Raw genomic sequence first — 24557 nt, forward strand, 5'->3', positions numbered from 1 at the left:
TGACGGCTGGTCACGGATCCTGGAGCACCTCCAGCGGCAGTTGCAGTTTGGCTGCCAGTGCTTGCACTTCCGGGTGCCCGGCAGGTGCCAGTAGACGCAGTTTCGCGCCAGTTCGTTCAGCCATTTTTTGTGCTTCGCTCACCAAACGCTCGGCCACACCGCGGCGCCGGGTAATTTTTCGTACGCACAAATGGGACAAGTACCAGACGTCATCGTGCCTTTGCAGGCGTGCCGCACCCAGCAATCGGTCATTGAAGCGCCCGGCGATCAGTGTGCCGTTTTGCAGGCTGTTTTCGATCAACTGCAGATCATCGCTGAACGGCGCAAGCAGCCAGTGCGGAGCATCGCGATAGATTTTCTGCAGGTCTTGCTGATCCTGATAGGTGGCTTCGTTCAGCGACTCGACAACGATGGGCATGGGATTTCCTTGGACAGTTCGAGAGCAGGTGACAGGGTAAAAGTGATATCGGTCTGGTTTTTCTGCCATGGGCAAATGGTAACCTCCCTCAGTTCGCCCGTCCTTCTGCGACTTGATGTCGCACCCGGTGAAGCTTCACCCGATAAACCAACGGTCATGCCGGCGTGCATTAAGGCTGTGGGATGGAGAGTGGCTGGCGGACCCATATAAAAAAGGGAGAAACACGAATGAGCACTAGCACCGAGGCAGGCATTATCGCCGCCCAGCCAGCGTTCTTGTCCAAGGAACGCATCATCGCCAGGCCCGGTTTCAACCGTTGGCTGGTACCACCGGCCGCTCTGGCCATTCACTTGTGCATCGGTATGGCCTACGGCTTCTCGGTGTTCTGGTTGCCGCTGTCCAAGGCTGTGGGCGTGACCGCTCCGGTGGCGTGCGCGGCGGACATGAGCTTTGTCGCGCAAATTTTCTCGTCCCAGTGTGACTGGCCGATCTCGATGCTCGGCTGGATCTACACCTTGTTCTTCATCTTCCTCGGCTGCTCGGCAGCGATCTGGGGCGGCTGGCTGGAACATGCCGGGCCACGCAAGGCCGGTGTCGTGTCGGCACTGTGCTGGTGTGGCGGTCTGCTGATCTCCGCGCTGGGCATCTATACCCATCAAATATGGTTGATGTGGATCGGCTCCGGGGTCATCGGCGGTATCGGCCTGGGACTGGGTTACATCTCGCCGGTCTCGACCCTGATCAAGTGGTTCCCGGACAAGCGTGGCATGGCGACTGGCATGGCGATCATGGGGTTCGGTGGCGGCGCGATGGTGGGTGCTCCGCTGGCGGCAGCCTTGATGGGGCACTTCGCTTCGCCAGCGGGCGTCGGCGTGTGGCAGAGCTTTCTGGTAATGGCGGCGATTTATTTCGTGTTCATGATCGGTGGCGCGCTGTCGTACCGCGTTCCGCCAACCGGCTGGAAGCCTGAAGGCTGGACTGCGCCAGCGAAAAAAGCCGGCAATGCGATGATCACTCATCGTCACGTTCACGTGAACGTGGCCTGGAAGACTCCGCAATTCCGTCTGGTCTGGCTGGTGCTGTGCCTGAACGTTTCTGCCGGTATCGGCATCCTCGGCATGGCTTCGCCGCTGCTGCAGGAAGTCTTCGCCGGTAAATTGCTGGGTAACGGTCTGACCTTCGGTCAGCTGGACGCCGCGCAACTTGGTCAAATCGCTGCAATCGCGGCGGGCTTCACGGGCCTGCTGAGCCTGTTCAACATTGGCGGCCGGTTCTTCTGGGCTTCGTGCTCGGACTATCTGGGGCGCAAAAACACTTACTTCGTGTTCTTCGCTTTGGGTTTTGCGCTCTACGCACTGATTCCGAACCTCGGTCACCTAGGTAGCATCGCGCTGTTCGTGGCGGCATTCTGCATCATCCTGTCGATGTACGGCGGCGGTTTTGCAACGGTTCCGGCTTACCTGGCGGACCTGTTCGGTACGCAAATGGTCGGCGCGATCCATGGTCGTCTGCTCACTGCCTGGGCTGCAGCCGGCGTGCTTGGTCCGGTGCTGGTGAACTACCTGCGTGAGTATCAGCTGAGCATCGGCGTCGAGCGCGCCGCGGCGTACGACATCACCTTGTACATCCTCGCAGGCCTGCTGGTGCTGGGTTTCCTTTGCAACCTGCTGGTGCGTCCGGTGGCCGATAAGTACTTCATGACCGATGCCGAACTGGCCGCCGAGCAGGCGCTGGGCCACGACAAGGGCGCTGACAGCACCACCGTTCTGGAGTGGAAAGCCGCTTCGGGGAGTGTGCCGTTGGCGGTTGCGGCGTGGCTGGTTGTGGGTATTCCGCTGGCTTGGGGTGTTTGGGTGACGTTGCAGAAGACTGCAGTGTTGTTCCATTAAGTAAACGCATCACCTTTGTGGGAGCGAGCCTGCTCGCGATAGCGGTCTGACAGTCGACAGAGATGTTGAATGTGGAGGCCTCATCGCGAGCAGGCTCGCTCCCACATTTGTTTCGCGGTTTTGCAACGAAACCGCTTGTACTGACATGTATATCGCTGGCGGCGCTATTTTCAGCTCGTCAGTGATATCGTCCTTCGTGTTTCTGTTTGGCGCCCGCGAGCCTATAATGGCTGCCTTTTTCGCCCAATGATTTTGCGGAGCTGGTGATGGCCGAACGTAAGGCGTCCGTCGAGCGCGACACTCTGGAAACCCAGATCAAAGCCTCGATTAACCTGGATGGCACCGGAAAGGCCCGATTTGATATCGGTGTTCCTTTTCTTGAGCACATGCTGGATCAGATCGCCCGTCACGGGCTGATCGACATTGATATCGTGAGCAAGGGCGACCTGCATATCGACGACCACCACACCGTGGAAGACGTCGGTATCACTCTGGGTCAGGCCTTCAGCAAAGCCATCGGCGACAAGAAAGGCATCCGTCGTTACGGCCACGCCTATGTGCCGCTCGATGAAGCGCTGTCGCGCGTGGTGATCGACTTCTCCGGCCGTCCAGGCCTGCAGATGCACGTGCCCTATACCCGCGCTACCGTCGGCGGCTTCGATGTCGACCTGTTCCAGGAATTTTTCCAGGGCTTCGTCAACCACGCCAACGTCTCCTTGCACATCGACAATCTGCGTGGGCACAACACCCACCACCAGATCGAGACCGTGTTCAAGGCGTTCGGCCGCGCGCTGCGCATGGCCGTCGAGCTGGATGAGCGCATGGCCGGGCAAATGCCTTCGACCAAGGGCGTGCTCTGATGCAGACGGTCGCGGTTATCGATTACGGCATGGGCAACCTGCACTCGGTGGCCAAGGCCCTCGAGCACGTCGGTGCCGGCAAGGTGTTGATCACCAGCGATGCCGACGTGATTCGCGAAGCCGACCGGGTGGTATTCCCCGGCGTTGGCGCGATTCGTGATTGCATGGCGGAAATCCGTCGTCTGGGTTTCGACTCGCTGGTGCGTGAAGTCAGCCAGGATCGCCCGTTTCTCGGCATCTGCGTCGGCATGCAAGCCTTGCTCGACCACAGCGAAGAGAACGATGGCGTCGACTGCATCGGCCTGTTTCCAGGCCAGGTGAAGTTCTTCGGCAAAGGTCTGCACGAAGACGGCGAACACCTGAAAGTCCCGCACATGGGCTGGAACGAAGTGCGCCAGGCGGTGGATCACCCGCTGTGGCACAACGTTCCGGACCTGGCGCGGTTCTACTTCGTGCACAGCTACTACATCGCTGCCGGCAACCCGCGGCAGGTGGTGGGTGGCGGTCACTACGGCGTCGATTTCGCTGCAGCGCTGGCTGATGGCTCGCGTTTCGCCGTGCAGTTCCACCCGGAGAAGAGCCACACCCATGGCCTGCAATTGCTGCAGAACTTCGCCGCGTGGGATGGTCGCTGGTAATGGCCAGGAAAAAGCCGCCGATGCTCACGCTCACGCCTGAGCAGGAGAACGAAGCCAACAGCAAGATCAAGCGTTTCATGGAAGACCGCTTCGAGCTCGACCTGGGCTCCTTCGAGGCGGCTGAAATCCTTGATCTGTTTACCCGCGAAATTGCTCCGCATTATTACAACAGGGCGATTTTCGATGTGCAGACGCACCTCAAAGAGAGGTTCGAGAGCATCGAAAGCGACTTGTGGGCGCTCGAGAAAAACTGATTTCCGAGTGAAGCTGAAAAATCGAATTTGAAGGTTTGCCAGATGCTGATTATTCCCGCTATCGATCTTAAAGACGGTGCCTGTGTACGTCTGCGCCAGGGCCGCATGGAAGATTCCACGGTGTTCTCCGATGATCCGGTGAGCATGGCTGCCAAGTGGGTGGAAGGCGGTTGCCGCCGTCTGCATCTGGTCGACCTGAACGGCGCTTTCGAAGGCCAGCCGGTCAACGGCGAAGTGGTCACTGCAATTGCCAGGCGCTACCCGAACCTGCCAATCCAGATCGGTGGCGGTATCCGTTCGCTGGAAACCATCGAGCACTACGTCAAGGCTGGCGTAAGCTATGTGATCATCGGTACCAAGGCGGTCAAGGATCCGGCATTCGTTGCCGAGGCCTGCCGCGCGTTCCCGGGCAAGGTGATTGTCGGTCTGGACGCCAAAGACGGTTTTGTCGCCACCGACGGCTGGGCTGAAATCAGCACCGTGCAGGTGATCGACCTGGCCAAGCGTTTCGAAGCCGACGGTGTGTCCGCGATCGTTTATACCGATATCGCCAAAGACGGCATGATGCAGGGCTGCAACGTGTCGTACACCGCCGCACTGGCGGCCGCTACGCGAATCCCGGTGATCGCCTCCGGCGGTATTCACAACCTGGGTGACATCAAGTCGCTGCTCGACGCCAAGGCGCCGGGGATTATCGGCGCGATTACCGGCCGGGCGATTTACGAAGGCACCCTCGACGTCGCTGAAGCGCAAGCTTTCTGCGATTCGTACAAAGGCTGAGGACTCACCATGGCGCTGGCCAAACGCATCATCCCTTGCCTGGACGTTGATAACGGCCGCGTGGTCAAGGGCGTCAAGTTCGAGAACATCCGTGATGCCGGCGACCCGGTGGAAATCGCTCGTCGCTACGACGAGCAAGGCGCGGACGAAATTACTTTTCTCGATATCACCGCCAGCGTCGATGGCCGCGATACCACGCTGCATACCGTCGAACGCATGGCCAGCCAGGTGTTCATCCCGCTGACGGTCGGCGGCGGTGTGCGCACCGTGCAGGACATTCGCAATCTGCTCAATGCCGGCGCGGACAAGGTCTCGATCAACACCGCAGCGGTGTTCAATCCTGAGTTTGTCGGTGAGGCGGCGCAGCATTTCGGCTCGCAATGCATCGTCGTTGCTATCGATGCGAAGAAGGTGTCCTTGCCGGGTGAAACCCCGCGCTGGGAAATCTTCACCCACGGCGGTCGCAAGCCGACAGGTCTGGACGCAGTGGAGTGGGCGAAGAAGATGGAAGGCCTGGGTGCCGGTGAAATCCTGCTGACCAGCATGGATCAGGACGGCATGAAGAACGGCTTCGATCTGGGCGTCACTCGTGCCATCAGCGATGCGTTGGGGATTCCGGTGATTGCGTCCGGCGGTGTCGGCAATCTGCAGCATCTGGCTGACGGCATTCTGGAAGGCCACGCCAGCGCAGTGTTGGCGGCCAGTATCTTCCACTTCGGCGAATACACGGTGCCGGAAGCCAAAGCCTACATGGCGCATCGCGGTATTGTGGTTCGATAAAGGCCACTGGACAGCATGGCGGGCTCACGGCACTCTTGGGCACGCCATGGATTTGGGTAGTCGGTCATGTTCAAACGTCTTCTCCTTGTACTCGCCAGCGCTTCGGTATTGCTCGCTGGCGCCGCTCACGCAGCAGACAACGCCGACACCTCGCTGGTGTTGCTGACGGAAAATTTCCCGCCGTACAACATGGCGAAGAACGGTAAAAACTTCGCTCAAGACGAAAACATCAACGGTATCGCCGTGGATATCGTCCGTGAAATGTTCAAGCGCGCCGAGATCAACTACAGCCTGACCTTGCGCTTCCCTTGGGAGCGAGTCTACAAACTCGCCCTGGAAAAGCCGGGGTATGGCGTGTTCGTCATGGCGCGTTTGCCGGATCGCGAAAAACTCTTCAAATGGGTCGGCCCCATCGGCCCGGACGACTGGATCATGCTGGCCAAGGCTGACAGCAAGATCACCCTGGAGTCACTCGCTCAAGCGCGTAAGTACAAGATCGGCGCCTACAAAGGCGATGCGATTGCCGAGACTCTGACCAAGCAAGGCCTGGCACCCATCGTGGTGCTGCGTGATCAGGACAACGCGAAGAAACTCGTCCACGGTCAGATCGATCTCTGGGCCACCGGCGACCCGGCCGGTCGCTACCTCGCGCGGCAGGACGGGGTGACCGGGCTCAAGACGGTATTGCGTTTTAACAGCGCAGAGCTCTATCTGGCGTTGAACAAGAACGTGCCGGATGAGGTGGTGGCAAAGCTTCAGGCTGCGCTGGATCAGTTGCGCAAGGAGGGCGTGGTCGACGACATCATGGCTCGGTATCTCTAGCCGCCAGCGCTGAACCTGTGGCGAGGGAGCTTGCTCTCGCTGGGGCGCGAAGCGGCCCTAAAACCAGGCACCGCGGTGTTTCAGGTAAACCGCATCTACCGGATTACGACTGCTGCGCAGCCGAGCGGGAGCAAGCTCCCTCGCCACAAAACGATGTTCGGCTTTGGATACTCGCTTTACCGGTACGCCCCACCCTTGCCATGCCCGGTCATCGCGCGATTGCCGCGCAGGCTGATCATCGACTTGATATTGATCCACTCAATGCCCTGGGCCTTGAGCTTTGGCAGTTCGCGTTCGAGTACAGCCAGGGTTTGCGGATAGGGGTGGCCGATCATCACCGCCGAGCCCTGTTTGCGTGCCAGGTTGATTGCGGTCTGCAATTGAGCAGTGATGGCCTGTTCAGTCTGCTCATCGTCGAGGAACACATCCCGCGACACGTTCGCCAGTCCAATCTTCTGCGCTTCGGCGGCGGCCACGGTTCTGCCGCTGGTGCGGCTGTCGACGAAGAATTTGTGGCGGCGCTGCAAGTCTGCCATCAGCCAGGCCATGGCCTTGGGTTCGACGGTCATGCGGCTGCCCATGTGGTTGTTGATGCCGCTGGCGTAGGGCACGGCCTGGAACGCCGCATTCAGGCGTTTTTCAAGCTCTTCCATGGGCAGGCCGGGATGCCAGGCGAACGGGCCTGTGGCCGGATCCATGGGCATGTGCAGGATGACGATCTTTCCTGCACGGTGCGCTTCGCGGGCAAATTCAGCAGCGTGGGGAGTGTCGGGCATGATCGCCGCGGTCACCGGCCCGGGCAGCGCCAGCACGCGGCGGTCGCGTGGCAGGTTTTGCCCGAGGTCATCGATGATCAGGCTCAGGTAAGCCTTGTGTGGGGGTGTTGCCGTCTCGGTGGACGCTGCATGAGCAGCGTCCGCCAGACAGCACAGCAAGCCGAGGATGAGCGCAAAGCGCATCTCAGTTGCCGCGGGTGATGCTCAAACCTTTGAGCAGGCTCAGGGCCTGGGCCAGCTGATAGTCATCGTCCTGTGGCATTGGCTTGGCCTTGCCGGCTTTGCCGGTTGGCTTGTCGGCGCCGCCGTTGCCATTACCCAGGTGACCTTGCAGATCGGCTTCCTTGAAGTATTCGCCGTCCTGCTCGTTGGTAATTTTAGCCCTGCGCACTTCGATGTCCGGCGCGATGCCCTGGGCCTGAATCGAGCGGCCGTTCGGCGTGTAGTACAGCGCGGTGGTGATCTTCAGTGCGCGGTCGTTGTTCAACGGCAGCACGGTTTGCACCGAGCCCTTGCCGAAGCTGGTCGTGCCCATCACGATCGCGCGTTTCTGGTCTTGCAGGGCGCCGGCGACAATTTCCGACGCCGAGGCGCTGCCACCGTTGATCAACACCACCAATGGAACGGCTTCGCTTTCGTCTTTGCCGGTCGCGGAGAAGCGCAGTTCGGAGTTGGCGATACGGCCTTTGGTGTAAACGATCAGGCCTTTGGTGATGAAGTGGTCGACCACTTCAACCGCCGACTGCAGCACGCCGCCCGGGTTGTTGCGCAAGTCGAGGACGATACCGCTGAGCTTCTTGCCATTGTCCTTGCGCAGCTTGGCCAGAGCCTTGGAGACCTCTTCGCCGGTCTTGACCTGGAATTGGGTGATGCGGATGTAACCGTAGCCGGACTCGAGCAACTGACTCTTCACGCTCTTGACCTGGATGGTGGCGCGGACCAGTGTCACGTCGAACGGCGCACCGCCGTCGCGAACCAGGGTCAGGGTGATTTTCTCGCCGATCTTGCCACGCATCTTGTCGACTGCTTCGGTCATGCTCTGGCCGCGAGTCGGCTGGCCGTTGATCTTGACGATAAAGTCGCCGGCCTGAATGCCGGCTTTGGACGCCGGGGTATCGTCGATCGGCGAGACGACTTTGATGAAGCCGTCTTCGGAACCGACTTCAATGCCCAGACCACCGAATTCGCCGCTGGTGCTTTCCTGCAACTCAGCGAAGTCTTCCGGGCCGAGGTAGGCCGAGTGCGGATCGAGGTTGTTGAGCATCCCCTTGATGGCATTTTCCAACAGGGTCTTGTCGTCTACGGGTTCGACATACGCTGCCTTGACTCGATCCATGACTTCGGCAAAGGTGCGCAGCTCATCGAGCGGCAATGGCGCCTTGGTAGTCGCGGCTGTTGGCGCAGGAGCGGCTTGGGCAGCAAACGCGTGGGGCGCACCGATCACAATGGCGATCGTCAGGGCCAGCGAGGTGAGGCGGGACAAATGCAGCATGTCGAACGAACTCCTGAAATTTGGATGGCGCGCTTATCCTTGCACGCGACACCATTGTGCCGGATCGCTTGGGCGACCCTGCTGACGAATAGCGAAATACAACGCAGGAGTGTCCTGGCCGCCACTGCTACCTACAGTGGAGATGGATTCACCGGCTTTGACAATGTCGCCAGCTTCTTTAAGTAATGTCTGGTTGTGCCCGTACAGGCTCAAGTAGCCGTTGCCATGGTCAAGAATGACCAGCAACCCGGCGCCACGCAACCAGTCGGCAAACACCACGCGACCGCCGTGCACAGCGTGTACCTGGCTGCCGGCAGAGGCGCTGATCATCACGCCGTCCCACTTGGTACGGGCATCATCGCCACGGGTCTCGCCAAAGCGCGCAAGCAGTCGACCATCAACTGGCCATGGAAGTTTGCCGCGCGCTGATGCAAACGGGCCGCCGTAGGATTCTCCGGCACTGGAAACCAGGGGGCCGGGTACTGCTTTGGCCGGTTTGCGCGGGCTATCGTCGCTGGCGGCCGCTTGTGCCTCAAGTAAGCGCTTTTTTTCGGCTTCCTGCTGGGCGATCAGTGCTTTTTGTCGCGCTTCTTCTGCCTCACGGGCCTGACGGGCCAGGGTTTCTTCGATGGTTTTCAGGACTTTCGACAGGTCGGCCTGATCTTGCTGGCGGGCCTGGAGTTTCTCGTCGCGGGCTTTTACATCGTCGTTAAGCTTGGCCAGTGCCAATTGGCGCTCTTTACGGACTTTGTCGAGTTCGTCGCGCTGGCTGTCGAGGCTGCTTTTCTGCACCAGCAGCTGAGCTTGCTGCAGGGCGATGTCCTGCTCGACGTTGGCCAGTTGGCGCAGGGTTTCGTTGAAGTTTTTCAGCTGCTCCAGGCGCGCCTGGCTCAAGTAGTCGTAATAGGTCAGCGTCCGGGCGAATTTTTCCGGGTTTTGCTGGTTGAGCAATAGCTTCAAGTATTCCTGACGGCCGTTCTGGTAGGCCGCTCGGGCCTGAATGGCGATCAGTCGTTGCTGTTCAATGCGCGCGCTCTGGAGTTTTTTTTTCTCTTCATCGAGTCGCTGCAGCTCGGCTTCGCTCTTCTTCAGCTCTTTTTGCAAAGCCTCGACCTGCTTCTCCAGCTTGCCCATCTCGGTTTCGGTACCACGCAGGTCTTTCTGCACACCGGATTTTTCTTCCTGCAGCTTGCCAAGGAGCTTTTTCAGCTCGGCAATATCCTGACGCGTGGCGTCCAACTGTTGTTGGGTTTGCGTGCGCTCATCGGCAAAGGCCGGTTGGAGCAGGCAGATCAGAGCAAGGGCTATCAGGGCGCGAAGCATAGAGGCGGGCGACACCAAGGAAAGGGACAGCCTAGTATGCCCGCCGCGGACCGCAAAAAAAACGCCCAATTCAGGCTGTGTGATGACTGGAGTGGGGTTCAGGCAGGCCAGGCACTTAAAAACACCGCAAAACCAATGTGGGAGCGACGGTGCGGCGATCCGACCTGCTCGCGATGACGGCATTACATTCAACATTGATGTTGACTGTCAGTCCGCTATCGCGAGCAAGCTCGCTCCCACACTCGATTTGCGGTGTGTTTCCTATCTCATTAGACCAATATCGAAGTGCCAGTCATTTCTTCGGGCTGCTTCAGATCCAGCAGTTTGAGCATGGTTGGCGCGACGTCGGCCAGTACGCCACCTTCGCGGACCTTGAGGTCGCGTTTGCCGACATAGATGAACGGCACTGGTTCGGTGGTATGGGCGGTATGGGCCTGACCGGTGGTGTCGTCCGACATCTGCTCGACGTTGCCGTGATCAGCGGTGATCAGCGCTTCGCCGCCGACTTTTTCCAGTGCGTCGACAATCCGGCCAACGCACAGATCCAGGCATTCAACGGCCTTCACTGCCGCGTCGAACACGCCGCTGTGGCCGACCATGTCGCCGTTGGCATAGTTGACGATGATCACGTCGTAACGCTGGTTTTCGATGGCATCGACGATTTTGTCGGTGACCTCTGGCGCGCTCATTTCTGGCTGCAGGTCATAAGTGGCGACTTGCGGCGACGGGATCAGGATGCGCTCTTCGCCCGGGAAGGGTTCTTCACGGCCGCCGGAGAAGAAGAAGGTCACGTGGGCGTACTTCTCGGTCTCGGCAATGCGCAGCTGGGTTTTGCCGTTTTTCGCCAGATAATCGCCCAGCACGTTTTCCAGGCTGCCTGGCGCGAACGCCGACGGTGCCGGAATGCTGGCTGCGTATTGGGTCAGCATGACGAAATCCGCCAATTTCGGCTGGCGGGCGCGCTCGAAGTCTTTGAAATCGTCTTCGACGAACACTCGGCTCAACTCGCGGGCGCGGTCGGCACGGAAGTTCATGAACACTACGGCATCGCCGTCTTCGACCTTGACCGGCTCACCGATGGTCGTGGCTTTGACGAATTCGTCGTTCTCGCCACGTTCGTACGCCGCTTGCAGGCCGTCCTGAGCGGTGGCGGCGTTGAATTCGCCGTTGCCGTCGACGATCAGGTTGTAGGCTTGGGACACGCGATCCCAGCGGTTGTCGCGGTCCATGGCGAAATAACGACCAATGATGCTGGCGATCCGGCCCTTGCCGAGTGCGGCGAAGGCTGCGTCCAGCAGTTCAATCGACGACTGGGCGCTTCTCGGCGGCGTGTCACGGCCATCGAGGAAGGCGTGCAGGTAGATTTTCTCGGCACCGCGCTTGAATGCCAGCTCGGCCATGGCCACCAGGTGGTCCTGATGGCTGTGCACGCCGCCGTCGGACAGCAAACCGAGGATATGCACCGCTTTGCCAGCGGCAACGGCTTTATCTACGGCAGCGCAGAGGGTCGGATTCTCGAAAAACTCGCCGTCGCGGATCGATTTGGTCACCCGGGTGAAGTCCTGGTACACCACGCGGCCGGCGCCGAGGTTCATGTGGCCGACTTCCGAGTTGCCCATTTGTCCGTCCGGCAGGCCGACGTCCATGCCCGAGCCCGAGATCAAGCCGTTCGGCACCGTGGCGCACAAACGGTCTAGCACCGGCTTTTTGGCCGCATAGACGGCGTTGTGTTCCTGGCTTTCGCTGTAGCCGAAGCCATCCAGAATTATCAGGACCAAAGGTTTAGGCGTGGTAGTCATAGATCCCACTCGTGGCTGGATTAAAAAGGGTATGGAAAAAAGAGTGGCAGTTTAAAGGCAAGTTCAATCGCCGTCACCGCCGGGCGGGGTTTGGTCGACCATGGCGGCTGTGTATACTGGCCGACATTTTAACGCCCTGGAACCTCCTTGATGGTTGCTCACCTGATTGAATTTGCCACTAACCACTATTTGCTCGTCGGTATCTTCGTCGTACTGCTGGCGTTGCTGATCGCTTATCAGATGCAAGGCGGCGGCCGCAGCCTGAGCACCGGTGAACTGACCGGGCTAGTTAACAAAGACGCAGGCGTGGTAATTGACATTCGTCCGGCCAAGGATTTCGCCGCCGGTCACATCGTAGGCGCGTTGAACATTCCTCAGGACAAACTGACCGCTCGCGTCGGTGAACTGGAAAAGCACAAGGCCAAGACCATTATTCTGGTCGACGCCATGGGCCAGACTGCCGGCACTCATGCCCGCGAACTGATAAAGGCCGGCTTCACCACCGCTAAGCTGTCCGGTGGTATTTCCAGCTGGAAAGCCGACAATCTGCCGCTGGTGAAGTGATATGAACCACGTCGTTGTCTATTCCAGCGACTATTGCCCTTATTGCTCGCGTGCAAAGTATCTGCTCGAGAGCAAAGGTGTAGCCTTCGAAGAGATCAAGGTCGATGGCAAGCCGCAGGTGCGCGCTGAAATGTCCAGCAAGGCCGGTCGTACGTCCGTGCCGCAAATCTGGATCGGCAGCACCCATGTCGGTGGTTGCGACGAGCTGCACGCCCTGGAGCGCGCCGGTAAGCTGGACGCGCTGCTCGAGGCTTGAATTCAAAACCCTACAAGACCCTAAAAGTGAGAAGGATCTGCAATGACTGATGAACAGAACACTGCTGCTGCCAGCGAAGACGAAACTGCTCCGCAATTCTCCCTGCAGCGCATCTACGTGCGTGACCTGTCCTTCGAAGCCCCGAAAAGCCCGGCGATCTTCCGTCAGCAGTGGGAGCCGAGCGTCGGTCTGGATCTGAACACCCGTCAGAAAGCTCTGGAAGGTGACTTCCACGAAGTCGTGCTGACCCTGTCGGTGACCGTGAAGAACGGTGAAGAAGTCGCGTTCATCGCCGAAGTGCAACAGGCCGGGATCTTCCTGATCAAGAACCTCGACGACGCTTCGATGAGCCACACCCTGGGCGCGTTTTGCCCGAACATCCTGTTCCCGTACGCTCGCGAAACCCTGGACAGCCTGGTGACTCGCGGTTCGTTCCCGGCCCTGATGCTGGCGCCGGTGAACTTCGACGCACTGTATGCGCAAGAACTGCAACGCATGCAGGCAGCTGGCGAGACTCCGACCGTTCAATAAGCGGTTTTGCGCGTCGAAGCAAGTCCAATGTGGGAGCGAGCTTGCTCGCGAAAGCGGTATGTCAGTCAACATTAATGTTGAAGCTGATGACCCCTTCGCGAGCAAGCTCGCTCCCACATTTGTTATGTGGTGTTACTTGAAGCCCAACTGACGCCAGCCTTCGTAAACCGCCACGGCCACTGTGTTGGACAGGTTGAGGCTGCGGCAGCCTTCACGCATCGGCAGGCGCAGGCGTTGCTCGGCTGGGAGAGCGTCCAGTACCTCGGCCGGCAAGCCACGACTTTCCGGGCCAAACAGGAAAGCATCGCCCTCGGCGAAGCTCGCGTCGTGGAAAGGCCGCGAGCCCTTGGTGGTAAAGGCGAACAGCCGTGGGTGACCGAGGCTTTCCAGGCAACTGGCCAGGTCGGCATGGCGTTGCAAAGTGGCATACTCGTGATAATCGAGACCGGCCCGGCGCAGGCGTTTATCGTCCATCTCGAAGCCCAGCGGTTCGATCAAATGCAGGTGGCAGCCACTGTTGGCGCACAGCCTGATAACGTTGCCGGTATTCGGCGGAATTTCTGGTTGAAAAAGGATGACGTGAAACATGCACGGCTCCGAAGGTAAAGATGGGCTGCATTCTACGCCTGAAGAAGACCCGCGGCCGAAGCTATTCCCGAAGGTGCTCGGCGCGATGGCCATTTTCGGTGTGATGGTGGGGCTGATGATCGGTCGTCTGACGGCGCCTGAGCCTACTGAGCTGCAGCAGGTGGAGGTTGCCGCTGACGGTTTGGTGGTGTGGTTCAACAATGAGCCGAAGATCCACGGTGAGCTTATCGACGGGACCGTCGCGCTGTTGTTCGATGCGACGGGCAAGGCGCAGAAAGGTCAGTTGAAGGTCAACGACAAAGACGTGAACTGGCGGGTGCGTTTGAGTGATGAGGGTTTGTTGCTGACGCTGGTGGCGGCTCGGCCATTACATGGCGAGTGGGCTGGCGCTGAGGTCGAGGACCGCTGGCGGCTGGAGATCCATCTCCGGGAGCAATAAAAGAGGGAATCCCCGGCCTGCCTGTACCAAGGTTCCCGAAACGGGATGGGGCTCGTCGCTGTGAGCGTCGTGAGCCCCGGTGTAAAGAGGGAATCCCCGGCCTGCCTGTACCAAGGACCCCAAAACGGTATGGGCTCGTCGCAGTTGCGGTATGAGCCCGGTGTAAAGAGGGGAATCCCCGGCCTGCCTGTACCAAGGTCCCCGAAACTGGGTAGTGATTGAGTTATTGCAGGGGGCGTGCCAGTTTTTAACAAGTTGAAATAGAAAGTCACTGAGCAGCGCCGCAAGCCCCGTGATTCGGGGCTTTCGTGTTTTTGCGATATGGATTTTTTTGCGCAAGAAGGCGGGGTTTCAGCCCGGTTGTCGTGCGCGATTGCGGTTCACGGTGCATTGCGGCGGTGCATGCTGACCCCAAAAGCATCGCGAGCAAGCTCGCTCCCACATCTGGATCTTCAGTGGTCACATAATTTGTGAACACTCGAAATCCCTGTGGGAGCGAGCCTGCTCGCGATTGGATCTAGAGATCAGCGCAGATCTAAAGGCTGTTTAGCCCTCATCACCCTCGTCATCATCACCACCATCGACCTTCATCCCCAGCTCCTTGATCTTGCGGGTCAAGGTGTTGCGGCCCCAGCCCAGCAGCACGGCGGCGTCGCGGCGGCGGCCGGCGGTATGTTTGAGGGCGGTTTCGATCATGATCCGCTCGAAGCTTGGCACCGCGCTGTCGAGCAGGCTCGATTGACCGCGTGCCAGCGCCTGATCGGCCCACTGGCGCAATGCCTGCTCCCAGTTGGTCACCGGTGCAGAATCTTGCGGCAGGTTCAGCAGTTCCGGCGGCAGGTCGCTGATGTGCACTTCGCGACCCGAAGCCATCACTGTGATCCAGCGGCAGGTGTTCTCCAGCTGGCGCACGTTGCCGGGCCAGGGCAGGTTTTTCAGGTATTCCTCGGTTTCGCTTTTAAGCAGTTTCGGCTCGACCGCCAGTTCTTGCGCGGCACGGCTGAGGAAGTGCCTGGCCAGGGTCGGAATGTCTTCGCGGCGATCCGACATCCGGGGAATGTGGATGCGAATCACATTGAGGCGGTGAAACAAGTCCTCACGGAATTTCCCGGCGTGAACCAGGGTTTCCAGATTCTGGTGCGTCGCGGCGATGATCCGCACATCGACCTTGACCGGCGTGTGACCGCCGACCCGGTAGAACTCACCGTCAGCCAGTACCCGCAACAGACGCGTCTGGGTGTCGGCCGGCATGTCGCCGATCTCATCGAGAAACAGCGTACCGCCATCGGCTTGTTCGAAACGCCCACGGCGCAGGTTGGCGGCACCGGTGAACGCGCCTTTCTCGTGGCCGAACAGTTCGGACTCCATCAAGTCCTTGGGAATCGCTGCCATGTTCAAGGCAATGAACGGTGACGCCGCCCGTGGGCTGTGACGGTGCAGGGCGTGGGCCACCAGCTCTTTACCGGTACCGGATTCGCCGTTGATCAAGACGGTGATGTTGGAGTGGCTGAGACGGCCGATAGCGCGAAACACTTCCTGCATCGCCGGCGCTTCGCCGATGATTTCCGGGGTGCGGGTCAGCGCTGGAACGACTTCCAGGCCCTGCTGTTCCTGGGCGTGCTGGTTGGCGCGCTTGACCAGGGAGACGGCTTCGTCGACATCGAACGGCTTGGGCAGGTATTCGAAAGCGCCGCCCTGATAGGACGCGACAGCGCTGTCCAGATCGGAGTGCGCGGTCATGATGATCACTGGCAAGCGCGGGTGCTGTTCGCGAATCCGCGCCAACAGGTCCAGACCACTGGTGCCCGGCATGCGGATGTCGGAGATGATCACGTCCGGTTGCTGGCGAGCGAGGCGGCTCATCACGCCATCGGCGCTGTCGAAGCTTTGCGTGGTCATGCCTTCCTGTTGCAAGGCCTTTTCCAGAACCCAACGGATAGAACGGTCGTCATCGACGATCCATACGGTTTCACTACGGCTCATGTCGTCGGGGCTCCTTGTTCCAGTGGCAGAAAGATCGAGAACGTGGTGTGGCCAGGATGGCTGTCACATTCGATCAGGCCCTGGTGCTGGCTGATGATGTTCTGAGTAATGGCCAGGCCCAGCCCGGTACCGTCCGGACGGCCGCTGACCATTGGAAAGAAGATGGTTTCTTGCAACTCGGCGGGAATCCCCGGGCCGTTGTCGATGATTTCGATCTTGGTCACCAGCCGATGGCGCACATGGCCGATGGTGAACTGGCGCATCGCACGGGTGCGCAGGCTGATCCGGCCCAGGCGCAGTTCGTTCTGGCTGCTGATGGCCTGCATGGCGTTGCGCACGATGTTGAGCACGGCCTGAATCATCTGTTCGCGGTCAATCAATACATCGGGAATGCTTGGGTCGTAGTCGCGCACCAAAGTGATGCAGCCCTGGCTTTCGGCTTCCACCAGGCTGCCCACGCGCTCGAGCACTTCGTGAATGTTGGTCATCGCCAGTGACGGCAGTTTGTTCGAGCCGAGCATGCGATCCACCAGGTTACGCAGGCGATCGGCCTCTTCAATGATGACGTTGGTGTAGTCCCTGAGGCTTTCTTCCGGCAGCTCGCGGGCCAGCAACTGCGCAGCGCCGCGAATCCCGCCCAGAGGGTTCTTGATCTCATGGGCCAGGCCACGCACCAGCATTTTGCTGGTTTCCTGTTTGGACAGCTGGGCCTCTTCCTTGGTGATTCGCAGCAGGCGATCACGCGGATGGACTTCCAGCAGCAGCAGGGTGTCGCCATTGCTGAGGATCGGCGTCACGGCGTAATCGACGGTCAGGGTCTGGCCGGTCAGGGCGGTGAGCATTGCCTCGCGCTTGGTGAACGGATGCGCCTGCTCGACGGCCTGGCGCAACGAGCTCAGGGCTTCGGCCGATTCGGTGAACAACTCACTGATGAATTGCCCATGACTGCGCTGGCCGCTGATGGCCAGCAGCATTTCCGCCGCCGGGTTCATGTACTCGAGGCGCAGATCGCTGTTGAGCAGAATGGTTGCGGTAGTCAGGTTGTCGAGTAGCAAGCGGTGCAGTGCGTCGCTGATGGTCATTAGGACCTCTTTTGGAGCAGAGCAACCCGAGGCCGGTCCCGGATTGCGCGCGCGAATAAAGCGCTGATGCAAGGAAAATGCAAAAACCAAACCAAGGCTCCGAAAAGAAGCGCCAAACGCCTGAAACAGGCGTTTAAAGCTCGATTGCGTGGCGTTCTGCCAGCTTCGCCTGATATTTCCGAACCAAAATGGGTTGATTAGTGAATAGGGTGCAAGTCATTGCACCAACATAGTGCGCCATTCGGAGCGGCGTTTAAAAGAATGAAAAAATGCTTTTTTCTTCTTTAGGTTTGTCTGCCAAGGAACATTCTGGACGCTGGCCGTAATCGGCAAGGGTGCAAGGTTTGGCCTGACGCTTCTGGGCAAGGGAGACACGCAGCATATGGAAGGGCTGGCTGGGCGTGCGTTCGACCATCCGCCCTTGCTCGTCGAGAATTTCCACCGCCAGGTGATGACTGCCGCGGTCGATATTGCTCAGGGCAAATACCGGGCTGGGTCCTGGGTCGGCGGTCGGCCGGCCGTCCAGCAACAAGCGATAGCGGTGACCGCGTTGCAAGCCGGGCTCGCTGGTGACGCTGACAATCAGCTCGCCTTGGGTGTTGCGGATAGTGGCATCCGGATCCGGCACCAGAACGCGCAACATCTGATAGTGGAAGAGCGGTTGCTCCTGAGCTTTTTTGCTGACGACGTTGAAGTGGCTCCGCTCGGGTTCGCTGACATGCGATTGCCCGGTGCCAATTGAACACGTTTGGCGTTGCCCGGCGGTGGTTGGTCGGTGAAGGCCCGATGCCCTTGGGCGTCGATGTAGGTGTAGACCTCTGCTGCTGCCGGAAGAGCGATCAGTAGCAGGCAGAGCGCCAGGGCACTGTTGGAAGGCATCAAGGTTTATGCACCCGTTGCACGGTAAAGGTGGCGGTCGGACTTTGTTGCACAATGGTCTCTCCATCCAGCACTTGCACCGCCAGACTATGCTCGCCGCGATCGACATTCACCAGTTGCAGGCGTGGGACATTGCTCGGCTGACCATAGGGTTGGCCGTCCAGCAGCAGGCGCAGACGATGCCCGCCTTGCAGGCGCGGTTGCAGCAGGACGTCCACGGTGAAGGTGCCATTGTTGGCGCGCAGGGCTTCGTCGCTGGGCAATCCGCTCAGCTCCAGGACCCCGTACGCAGCGCCAGTGGCATGCTTACTGGTGTTTTGTGTCGGGCTGACGGGTGGTGGAACGGGTTGCTGGCGCTCGACGCTGTTGAGCGGCGGTAGTTCGATGGCCTGGCTGCGGGTGCCATCGGGCGGTTGGCTGCTGTAGGCGGTGTTGCCATTGGCATCGGTGTATTTGTAGATCTGCGCGGCCACCGGCAGGGCGAGAAGTAAAAGCAGGAATGGAAGAAATGGCCGCATTCAGATTTCCCGATGGATTGAGCCGCGTTACTCCGACAGCGCAATGCCCTGGCTGCCAGCATAGAACACTATAAGTTCTACCGGATTGTCGCCGGTCTTGCCGCGATGCACGGTGTCGACCATCTCGGCCAAGGACTGCCCCTGCTTGAGTACTCGAGTCTGGCCGCTGTCTCTGGCTTCCACGGTGAGCTCTCCGGCCAATATGTAAGCTGCATTTGGAATTGGGTGAGTGTGCCATTTAAGTTCGGTGTTGGCAGGTATCTTGAGTTTGAGCAGGGTCAGTTCGGGGCTGCCTTTTGGATAGGAAGCGTAGGGCGTGCCGTCCCAGGAGCTGCTGCTCTGGAGCAAGACTTCCTTTTCGATCCCGGGTTTTTCGTTGGTATTGCTGCAGGCCAGTAGGGATAGGCAGGCGAGAGTAACGAGTAAGGTTCCGGGGGCATTTGTTGTTTTCATGGCTCTATCCGTTGAGGTGTGTGGCGTGAGGGCTGTCAGGCTACGTGCACCGCAACGGGATTAATGTCGGATTTGTCTGTGAATGTCTTGGGGTGAGGTCCGAATTCGTGTCAGAAATGGCCCACAAAAAAGGCCTCCCGAAGGAGGCCTCTGTTACGCCGCTTGCGCAAGCGTTACTGGATTAGCAGCTGTAGTACAGCTCGTATTCCAGTGGGTGTACGAAGGTACGAACCTTGATTTCTTCTTCGCTTTTCAGGGCGATGTAAGCATCGATGAAATCGTCGCTGAAAACGCCGCCTTTGGTCAGGAACGCACGACCTTTGTCCAGCTCTTCCAGGGCTTCTTTCAGGCTGCCGCAAACTTGTGGGATCTCTTTCGCCTCTTCAGGCGGCAGGTCATACAGGTTTTTGTCAGCAGCATCGCCTGGGTGAATCTTGTTCTGGATACCGTCCAGGCCGGCCATTACCAGGGCAGCGAAGGCCAGGTACGGGTTGGCTGCTGGATCCGGGAAGCGAGCTTCGATACGGCGAGCGCGAGGGCTGGACACGTAAGGAATACGGATCGAAGCGGAACGGTTGCGAGCCGAGTAGGCCAGCATTACTGGAGCTTCGAAACCTGGGACCAGACGCTTGTAGGAGTTGGTCGACGGGTTGGTGAAGCCGTTCAGTGCCTTACCGTGCTTGATGATGCCGCCGATGAAGAACAGAGCGGTATCGGACAGGCCGGCATAGCCTTCGCCAGCGAAGGTGTTCTTGCCATCTTTGGCGATGGACAGGTGAACGTGCATACCCGAACCGTTGTCGCCGTACAGAGGCTTAGGCATGAAGGTCGCGGTGCGGCCATAAGCGTCGGCTACGTTGTGTACGCAGTACTTCAGGGTCTGAACTTCGTCAGCCTTGGCAACCAGGGTGTTGAACTTCACACCGATTTCGTTCTGGCCGGCAGTCGCCACTTCGTGGTGGTGAACTTCGATGACCAGGCCCATTTCTTCCATGGCGTTGCACATGGAGGTACGGATTTCGTGGTCGTGGTCGAACGGAGGAACCGGGAAGTAGCCGCCTTTGACGCCTGGACGGTGGCCTTTGTTGCCGCCTTCCACGTCCTGGTCAGACATCCACGAACCTTGTTCGGAGAAGATCTTGAACATGGAACCGGAGATGTCGGACTTGAACTTCACTTCGTCGAAGATGAAGAATTCTGGTTCCGGACCTACGAATACGGTGTCGCCGATACCGGTCGACTTCAGGTATTCCTCGGCGCGCTTGGCGATCGCACGTGGGTCACGGTCGTAGCCTTGCATGGTCGAAGGCTCGATCACGTCGCAAACCAGGATCAGGGTCGGCTCTTCGGTGAACGGGTCGAGAACGGCAGTGGAGTCGTCCGGCATCAGGATCATGTCGGAGGCTTCGATGCCTTTCCAGCCAGCGATGGAGGAACCGTCGAACATTTTGCCTTCTTCGAAGAAAGCTTCATCCAGCGCATCGCGAGCCGGCATGGTCACGTGGTGCTGAGTGCCTTTGGTGTCCGTGAAGCGCAGATCAATCCACTTGACGTCATGATCTTTGATGAGTTGAACCGACTTCGACATAGTGTCCTCCGGGTGGCTTCGGGCTTAGTAGTGGATGCCCTTGGAATGTGGGTGATGCCGGCGCGAATACTCTGCCATGGCAACCTGCCTCACAAGGGAGCAAATTGCATGCCAGTGCCCCGAGATGGGTTTTTTGCCCCAAACTCACGCATATAAAGGTGAAAACGGGAAATTCCGTAAAACCAACGCACTGAAATGTAGCTCTGTAAGCCCGCCGCGCCCTGTTTTAGTGCGAGAGCAACCATCTGCATATTAACTGGTTAAACCTTGAGCAATTTCCGCTATAATCCGCGCCCCCCTTTTTCGGCTGGCCCCTCGCGCGCTGTTTTCATGAAACTAATCGTAAAAGTCTTCCCCGAGATCATCATCAAGAGCCGCCCGGTACGGATGCGTTTCATCCGCCAGCTGGCCAAAAACATCCGTGCCGTGCTCCGCGATCTGGACCCGGCTGTGGTGGTGAACGGTGTGTGGGACAACCTCGTGCTGGAAACCCGTGTCAGCGAGCCGAAAGCCTTGAAGGACATGATGGATCGCCTGAGCTGCATGCCGGGCATCGCGCATTTCCTGCAGGTCGATGAATACCCGTTGGGCGACTTCGATGACATCGTCGCCAAGTGCAAACAGCACTTCGGCGATGCCTTGCCGGGCAAGATCTTTTCAGTGCGCTGCAAGCGCGCCGGCAAGCACGAATTCACCTCGATGGAAGTCGAGAAATACGTCGGTAGCCAGCTGCGTCGTCAGTGCGGCGCCGCCGGAATTTCCCTCAAAACGCCTGCAATCGAAGTGCGGATGGAAATTCGCGACCAACGGTTGTTTGTGATTCACAGCCAGCACAACAGCATCGGCGGTTATCCGCTGGGCGCCCTTGAACAGACCCTGGTGTTGATGTCCGGCGGTTTCGATTCGACGGTGGCGGCCTACCAGATCATGCGCCGCGGGCTTATGAGCCATTTCTGTTTCTTCAATCTCGGCGGCCGCGCCCACGAACTGGGCGTGATGGAAGTCGCGCATTTCATCTGGAAGAAGTACGGCAGCTCCCAGCGCGTGCTATTCGTCAGCGTGCCGTTCGAGGAAGTGCTCGGAGAAATTCTCGGTAAAGTCGATAACAGTCATATGGGCGTAGTATTGAAGCGTATGATGTTGCGCGCTGCTTCAAGAATTGCCGACCGGCTGGAAATCGACGCGCTGGTTACCGGTGAGGCGATCTCCCAGGTTTCCAGCCAGACGCTGCCGAATCTGTCGGTGATCGACTGCGTGACCGAGAAGCTGGTGCTGCGCCCGCTGATCGCCAGTCACAAGCAGGACATCATTGATCTGGCCAACGAGATCGGCACTGCCGACTTCGCTAAACATATGCCGGAATATTGCGGGGTGATTTCGGTCAACCCCAAGACCCACGCCAAGCGCAACCGCGTGGAGTACGAAGAACAACAGTTCGATATGGCGGTGCTCGAGCGTGCGCTCGAGAACGCCAAGCTGGTGCCGATCGATCGGGTTATCGATGAATTGGGCCAGGATTTGCAGGTCGAAGAAGTCAGTGAAGCGCTGGCCGGTCAGATCGTGATTGACATCCGTCATCCGGATGCTCAGGAAGACGAGCCGCTGGCGCTGCCTGGCATCGAGGTACAAGCGATGCCGTTTTATGCATTGAACGCTCGTTTCAAGGAACTGGACCCTACTCGCCAGTACCTGCTGTATTGCGACAAAGGCGTGATGAGTCGCCTGCATGCCCACCATTTGCTCAGTGAGGGGCATGCCAATGTGCGCGTTTATCGACCGAGCTAAGAGCCCGGGGCTGTATGCCTGTGGCCTGCGTCACCGGCCCCCCGACGCCGCCGTCAAGCTGTAACGGCAAGGCCTGACTCTACTGTAAATCGCTGCCAAGACTTGTCAGCACACCGAATCCTCTGATCGAGATACACAAGTGATCGAAAATCTACGCAACATCGCCATCATTGCTCACGTTGACCATGGTAAAACCACCCTGGTAGACAAACTCTTGCGTCAATCCGGCACCCTGGAACGCGGCGAGCTCAACGACGAACGCGTGATGGACTCCAACGACCAGGAGAAAGAGCGCGGTATTACCATTCTGGCGAAAAACACCGCCATCAACTGGAACGGCTACCACATCAACATCGTGGACACCCCGGGCCACGCCGACTTCGGCGGCGAAGTTGAACGCGTAATGTCGATGGTTGACTCCGTTCTGCTGCTGGTTGACGCTCAAGACGGCCCTATGCCGCAAACCCGTTTCGTGACCAAGAAGGCTTTCGAAGCCGGCCTGCGTCCAATCGTGGTGATCAACAAGGTTGACCGTCCAGGCGCGCGTCCGGACTGGGTTCTGGACCAGATCTTCGACCTGTTCGATAACCTGGGTGCTACCGAAGAGCAACTCGACTTCCAAGTCGTTTACGCCTCGGCCCTGAACGGTATTGCCGGTCTGGAACACACCGCCATGGCGGAAGACATGACCCCGCTGTACCAGGCCATTGTCGACCACGTTCCTGCTCCACTGGTTGACCGTGACGGTCCGTTCCAGATGCAAATCTCGGCACTGGACTACAACAGCTTCCTGGGTGTTATCGGCGTTGGCCGTATCGCTCGTGGTCGCGTCAAGCCGAACACCCAGGTTGTGGCCATCGACGTTGACGGCAAGCGCCGTAACGGTCGTATCCTCAAGCTGATGGGTCACCACGGTCTGCACCGTATCGACGTTGACGAAGCAGCTGCCGGCGACATCGTCTGCATCAGCGGCTTCGACCAGCTGTTCATCTCCGACACTCTGTGCGACCCATTGAACGTCGAAGCGATGAAGCCGCTGACCGTTGACGAACCAACCGTTTCCATGACCTTCCAGGTAAACGACTCGCCTTTCTGCGGTAAAGAAGGCAAGTTCGTCACCAGCCGTAACATCAAGGAACGTCTGGACAAGGAGCTGCTGTTCAACGTTGCTCTGCGCGTTGAAGAAGGCGACACCGCCGACAAGTTCAAAGTCTCCGGCCGTGGTGAGCTGCACCTCTCGGTACTGATCGAAACCATGCGTCGCGAAGGCTTCGAAATGGGTGTTGGTCGTCCGGAAGTGATCATCCGTCTGGTTGACGGCGTGAAACACGAACCGTACGAAAACGTGACCATCGACCTGCCGGAAGAATCCCAGGGCGCGATCATGGAACAGATCGGTATCCGTAAAGGCGACCTGACCAACATGGTTCCGGATGGCAAAGGCCGCGTTCGCCTTGAGTACAACATCCCGGCTCGTGGTTTGATCGGTTTCCGTAACGAGTTCCTGACCCTGACCTCCGGTGCAGGCATCCTGACCTCGATCTTCGACCGTTACGACGTGATGAAGTCCGGCGACATGTCCGGCCGTCAGAACGGCGTGCTGGTTTCGGTTGCTACCGGTAAGGCGCTGACTTACTCGCTGGAAACCCTGCAGGCTCGTGGCAAGCTGTTCCTCGGTCACGGCGAAGACGTGTACGAAGGTCAAATCGTCGGCATCAACAGCCGCGACAACGATCTGGGTGTAAACCCAACCAAAGGCAAGAAGCTCGACAACATGCGTGCTTCCGGTAAAGACGAAACCATCGCACTGGTTCCGCCTATCCGCTTCACTCTGGAGCAAGCTCTGGAATTCGTTCAAGAAGACGAATTGTGTGAAGTTACGCCGAAGTCCATCCGTCTTCGCAAGAAGATCCTGGGCGAAAGCGAGCGCACCCGCGCTGCCAAGAAAAGCGGCAACTGATTCATTAGTTAGCTGTTAAAAAAAACGCCCCCGACCGCAAGGTCGGGGGCGTTTTCGTTTTCCGGACACTAGTGACGCAGAGCGTGGGAACGATCATCAA

24 protein-coding genes and 1 pseudogene are annotated in these 24557 nt (G+C 58.9%); 13 read left to right on the forward strand and 12 right to left on the reverse strand.

Annotated features, from left to right (window positions below):
* Positions 1–10: 10 nt before the first annotated feature.
* Positions 11–418: an acetyl-CoA sensor PanZ family protein gene (locus AC3I0A_RS01490; protein WP_489375879.1), complete on the reverse strand. Its 408-nt coding sequence runs from the start codon at positions 416–418 to the stop codon at positions 11–13.
* A 227-nt stretch (positions 419–645) separates the two neighbouring features.
* On the opposite strand from AC3I0A_RS01490, the gene AC3I0A_RS01495 reads away from it, so the two are divergent.
* From AC3I0A_RS01495 to AC3I0A_RS01525, 7 genes are all read left to right on the forward strand, one after another.
* Positions 646–2307, forward strand: coding sequence for an OFA family MFS transporter (locus AC3I0A_RS01495; protein ID WP_489375880.1), 1662 nt, complete (start codon positions 646–648; stop codon positions 2305–2307).
* Between the two features lie 266 nt (positions 2308–2573).
* The gene (gene hisB, locus AC3I0A_RS01500) at positions 2574–3167 is read left to right on the forward strand and encodes an imidazoleglycerol-phosphate dehydratase HisB (protein ID WP_150643277.1); all 594 of its coding nucleotides are present in this window, start codon (positions 2574–2576) and stop codon (positions 3165–3167) included.
* Positions 3167–3805 carry an imidazole glycerol phosphate synthase subunit HisH gene (gene hisH / locus AC3I0A_RS01505; protein ID WP_489375881.1) on the forward strand — a complete coding sequence of 213 codons (639 nt, stop codon included), beginning with the start codon at positions 3167–3169 and terminating at the stop codon, positions 3803–3805. Before hisB ends, hisH begins: the two co-directional genes overlap by 1 nt.
* Positions 3805–4059, forward strand: a complete 255-nt coding sequence (locus AC3I0A_RS01510; protein ID WP_489375882.1) for a DUF2164 domain-containing protein — start codon at positions 3805–3807, stop codon at positions 4057–4059. The genes hisH and AC3I0A_RS01510 overlap by 1 nt, the downstream gene beginning before the upstream one ends.
* 42 nt (positions 4060–4101) lie before the next feature.
* Positions 4102–4839, forward strand: coding sequence for a 1-(5-phosphoribosyl)-5-[(5-phosphoribosylamino)methylideneamino]imidazole-4-carboxamide isomerase (gene hisA / locus AC3I0A_RS01515; protein ID WP_489375883.1), 738 nt, complete (start codon positions 4102–4104; stop codon positions 4837–4839).
* A 9-nt stretch (positions 4840–4848) separates the two neighbouring features.
* Positions 4849–5619 (forward strand): imidazole glycerol phosphate synthase subunit HisF, encoded by a 771-nt coding sequence (gene hisF / locus AC3I0A_RS01520; RefSeq protein ID WP_489375885.1) that lies wholly within the window; start codon positions 4849–4851, stop codon positions 5617–5619.
* 66 nt (positions 5620–5685) lie between these two features.
* Positions 5686–6441, forward strand: coding sequence for a substrate-binding periplasmic protein (locus AC3I0A_RS01525; protein ID WP_489375886.1), 756 nt, complete (start codon positions 5686–5688; stop codon positions 6439–6441).
* A 176-nt stretch (positions 6442–6617) separates the two neighbouring features.
* Here AC3I0A_RS01525 and AC3I0A_RS01530 read toward each other — a convergent pair whose 3' ends face one another.
* From AC3I0A_RS01530 to gpmI, 4 genes are all read right to left on the reverse strand, one after another.
* Positions 6618–7400, reverse strand: a complete 783-nt coding sequence (locus tag AC3I0A_RS01530; RefSeq protein WP_489375887.1) for a divergent polysaccharide deacetylase family protein — start codon at positions 7398–7400, stop codon at positions 6618–6620.
* 1 nt (position 7401) lies between these two features.
* Positions 7402–8709: a S41 family peptidase gene (locus tag AC3I0A_RS01535; RefSeq protein WP_489375888.1), complete on the reverse strand. Its 1308-nt coding sequence runs from the start codon at positions 8707–8709 to the stop codon at positions 7402–7404.
* Positions 8710–8742: 33 nt separating this feature from the next.
* On the reverse strand, positions 8743–10032 hold the full coding sequence (locus AC3I0A_RS01540) for a murein hydrolase activator EnvC family protein (protein WP_489375889.1): 1290 nt from the start codon (positions 10030–10032) through the stop codon (positions 8743–8745).
* A gap of 269 nt (positions 10033–10301) precedes the next feature.
* Positions 10302–11831, reverse strand: coding sequence for a 2,3-bisphosphoglycerate-independent phosphoglycerate mutase (gene gpmI, locus AC3I0A_RS01545; RefSeq protein WP_489375890.1), 1530 nt, complete (start codon positions 11829–11831; stop codon positions 10302–10304).
* A 150-nt stretch (positions 11832–11981) separates the two neighbouring features.
* On the opposite strand from gpmI, the gene AC3I0A_RS01550 reads away from it, so the two are divergent.
* The 3 genes from AC3I0A_RS01550 to secB are packed head-to-tail and all read left to right on the forward strand — an operon-like array spanning position 11982 to position 13182.
* Complete coding sequence (locus AC3I0A_RS01550; protein WP_489375891.1) at positions 11982–12395, forward strand: rhodanese-like domain-containing protein; 414 nt, start codon at positions 11982–11984, stop codon at positions 12393–12395.
* Between the two features lies 1 nt (position 12396).
* Positions 12397–12651, forward strand: a complete 255-nt coding sequence (gene grxC, locus AC3I0A_RS01555; RefSeq protein ID WP_489375892.1) for a glutaredoxin 3 — start codon at positions 12397–12399, stop codon at positions 12649–12651.
* 42 nt (positions 12652–12693) lie between these two features.
* On the forward strand, positions 12694–13182 hold the full coding sequence (gene secB, locus AC3I0A_RS01560) for a protein-export chaperone SecB (RefSeq protein ID WP_419113763.1): 489 nt from the start codon (positions 12694–12696) through the stop codon (positions 13180–13182).
* 132 nt (positions 13183–13314) lie between these two features.
* Here secB and AC3I0A_RS01565 read toward each other — a convergent pair whose 3' ends face one another.
* On the reverse strand, positions 13315–13770 hold the full coding sequence (locus AC3I0A_RS01565) for a tRNA (cytidine(34)-2'-O)-methyltransferase (RefSeq protein WP_019691309.1): 456 nt from the start codon (positions 13768–13770) through the stop codon (positions 13315–13317).
* Here AC3I0A_RS01565 and AC3I0A_RS01570 point away from each other — a divergent pair.
* Positions 13769–14209 (forward strand): hypothetical protein, encoded by a 441-nt coding sequence (locus tag AC3I0A_RS01570; RefSeq protein WP_489375893.1) that lies wholly within the window; start codon positions 13769–13771, stop codon positions 14207–14209. The genes AC3I0A_RS01565 and AC3I0A_RS01570 overlap by 2 nt on opposite strands.
* A gap of 546 nt (positions 14210–14755) precedes the next feature.
* Here AC3I0A_RS01570 and ntrC read toward each other — a convergent pair.
* From ntrC to glnA, 6 genes and pseudogenes are all read right to left on the reverse strand, one after another.
* Positions 14756–16192 (reverse strand): nitrogen regulation protein NR(I), encoded by a 1437-nt coding sequence (gene ntrC / locus AC3I0A_RS01575; protein ID WP_489375894.1) that lies wholly within the window; start codon positions 16190–16192, stop codon positions 14756–14758.
* The gene (gene glnL, locus AC3I0A_RS01580; RefSeq protein ID WP_489375895.1) at positions 16189–17274 is read right to left on the reverse strand and encodes a nitrogen regulation protein NR(II); all 1086 of its coding nucleotides are present in this window, start codon (positions 17272–17274) and stop codon (positions 16189–16191) included. Before glnL ends, ntrC begins: the two co-directional genes overlap by 4 nt.
* A 253-nt stretch (positions 17275–17527) precedes the next feature.
* Positions 17528–18153, reverse strand: a pseudogene (locus AC3I0A_RS01585) (DUF4124 domain-containing protein).
* Positions 18153–18671, reverse strand: a complete 519-nt coding sequence (locus AC3I0A_RS01590) for a DUF4124 domain-containing protein (protein ID WP_489375896.1) — start codon at positions 18669–18671, stop codon at positions 18153–18155. The pseudogene AC3I0A_RS01585 and the gene AC3I0A_RS01590 overlap by 1 nt, the downstream one beginning before the upstream one ends.
* A gap of 27 nt (positions 18672–18698) precedes the next feature.
* Positions 18699–19124 carry a cupin domain-containing protein gene (locus AC3I0A_RS01595; RefSeq protein ID WP_489375898.1) on the reverse strand — a complete coding sequence of 142 codons (426 nt, stop codon included), beginning with the start codon at positions 19122–19124 and terminating at the stop codon, positions 18699–18701.
* Positions 19125–19305: 181 nt separating this feature from the next.
* Positions 19306–20712, reverse strand: a complete 1407-nt coding sequence (glnA, locus tag AC3I0A_RS01600; protein WP_489375899.1) for a glutamate--ammonia ligase — start codon at positions 20710–20712, stop codon at positions 19306–19308.
* 330 nt (positions 20713–21042) lie between these two features.
* Here glnA and thiI point away from each other — a divergent pair, with 330 nt between their 5' ends.
* Together thiI and typA are read left to right on the forward strand one after the other, a co-directional pair.
* A complete protein-coding gene (gene thiI / locus AC3I0A_RS01605) occupies positions 21043–22497 on the forward strand; it encodes a tRNA uracil 4-sulfurtransferase ThiI (RefSeq protein ID WP_489375900.1) in 1455 nt (484 codons plus the stop codon).
* 139 nt (positions 22498–22636) lie between these two features.
* On the forward strand, positions 22637–24457 hold the full coding sequence (gene typA, locus AC3I0A_RS01610) for a translational GTPase TypA (protein ID WP_489375901.1): 1821 nt from the start codon (positions 22637–22639) through the stop codon (positions 24455–24457).
* Positions 24458–24557: the final 100 nt, after the last annotated feature.

The sequence above is a fragment of the Pseudomonas sp. KH_024_B2 genome (genome assembly GCF_057839965.1).

Excerpts from the sequence above, each read along its gene's own strand:
- AC3I0A_RS01535 (WP_489375888.1), bottom strand. The coding sequence starts at position 8,709 with ATGCTGCATTTGTCCCGCCTCACCTCGCTGGCCCTGACGATCGCCATT.
- glnL (WP_489375895.1), bottom strand. The coding sequence starts at position 17,274 with ATGACCATCAGCGACGCACTGCACCGCTTGCTACTCGACAACCTGACT.
- AC3I0A_RS01530 (WP_489375887.1), bottom strand. The coding sequence starts at position 7,400 with ATGCGCTTTGCGCTCATCCTCGGCTTGCTGTGCTGTCTGGCGGACGCT.
- glnA (WP_489375899.1), bottom strand. The coding sequence starts at position 20,712 with ATGTCGAAGTCGGTTCAACTCATCAAAGATCATGACGTCAAGTGGATT.
- thiI (WP_489375900.1), top strand. The coding sequence starts at position 21,043 with ATGAAACTAATCGTAAAAGTCTTCCCCGAGATCATCATCAAGAGCCGC.
- AC3I0A_RS01525 (WP_489375886.1), top strand. The coding sequence starts at position 5,686 with ATGTTCAAACGTCTTCTCCTTGTACTCGCCAGCGCTTCGGTATTGCTC.
- AC3I0A_RS01590 (WP_489375896.1), bottom strand. The coding sequence starts at position 18,671 with ATGCGGCCATTTCTTCCATTCCTGCTTTTACTTCTCGCCCTGCCGGTG.
- AC3I0A_RS01550 (WP_489375891.1), top strand. The coding sequence starts at position 11,982 with ATGGTTGCTCACCTGATTGAATTTGCCACTAACCACTATTTGCTCGTC.
- hisF (WP_489375885.1), top strand. The coding sequence starts at position 4,849 with ATGGCGCTGGCCAAACGCATCATCCCTTGCCTGGACGTTGATAACGGC.
- AC3I0A_RS01565 (WP_019691309.1), bottom strand. The coding sequence starts at position 13,770 with ATGTTTCACGTCATCCTTTTTCAACCAGAAATTCCGCCGAATACCGGC.
- AC3I0A_RS01595 (WP_489375898.1), bottom strand. The coding sequence starts at position 19,124 with ATGAAAACAACAAATGCCCCCGGAACCTTACTCGTTACTCTCGCCTGC.
- hisH (WP_489375881.1), top strand. The coding sequence starts at position 3,167 with ATGCAGACGGTCGCGGTTATCGATTACGGCATGGGCAACCTGCACTCG.
- AC3I0A_RS01495 (WP_489375880.1), top strand. The coding sequence starts at position 646 with ATGAGCACTAGCACCGAGGCAGGCATTATCGCCGCCCAGCCAGCGTTC.
- AC3I0A_RS01540 (WP_489375889.1), bottom strand. The coding sequence starts at position 10,032 with ATGCTTCGCGCCCTGATAGCCCTTGCTCTGATCTGCCTGCTCCAACCG.
- AC3I0A_RS01490 (WP_489375879.1), bottom strand. The coding sequence starts at position 418 with ATGCCCATCGTTGTCGAGTCGCTGAACGAAGCCACCTATCAGGATCAG.
- hisA (WP_489375883.1), top strand. The coding sequence starts at position 4,102 with ATGCTGATTATTCCCGCTATCGATCTTAAAGACGGTGCCTGTGTACGT.
- grxC (WP_489375892.1), top strand. The coding sequence starts at position 12,397 with ATGAACCACGTCGTTGTCTATTCCAGCGACTATTGCCCTTATTGCTCG.
- ntrC (WP_489375894.1), bottom strand. The coding sequence starts at position 16,192 with ATGAGCCGTAGTGAAACCGTATGGATCGTCGATGACGACCGTTCTATC.
- gpmI (WP_489375890.1), bottom strand. The coding sequence starts at position 11,831 with ATGACTACCACGCCTAAACCTTTGGTCCTGATAATTCTGGATGGCTTC.
- AC3I0A_RS01510 (WP_489375882.1), top strand. The coding sequence starts at position 3,805 with ATGGCCAGGAAAAAGCCGCCGATGCTCACGCTCACGCCTGAGCAGGAG.
- AC3I0A_RS01570 (WP_489375893.1), top strand. The coding sequence starts at position 13,769 with ATGCACGGCTCCGAAGGTAAAGATGGGCTGCATTCTACGCCTGAAGAA.
- secB (WP_419113763.1), top strand. The coding sequence starts at position 12,694 with ATGACTGATGAACAGAACACTGCTGCTGCCAGCGAAGACGAAACTGCT.
- hisB (WP_150643277.1), top strand. The coding sequence starts at position 2,574 with ATGGCCGAACGTAAGGCGTCCGTCGAGCGCGACACTCTGGAAACCCAG.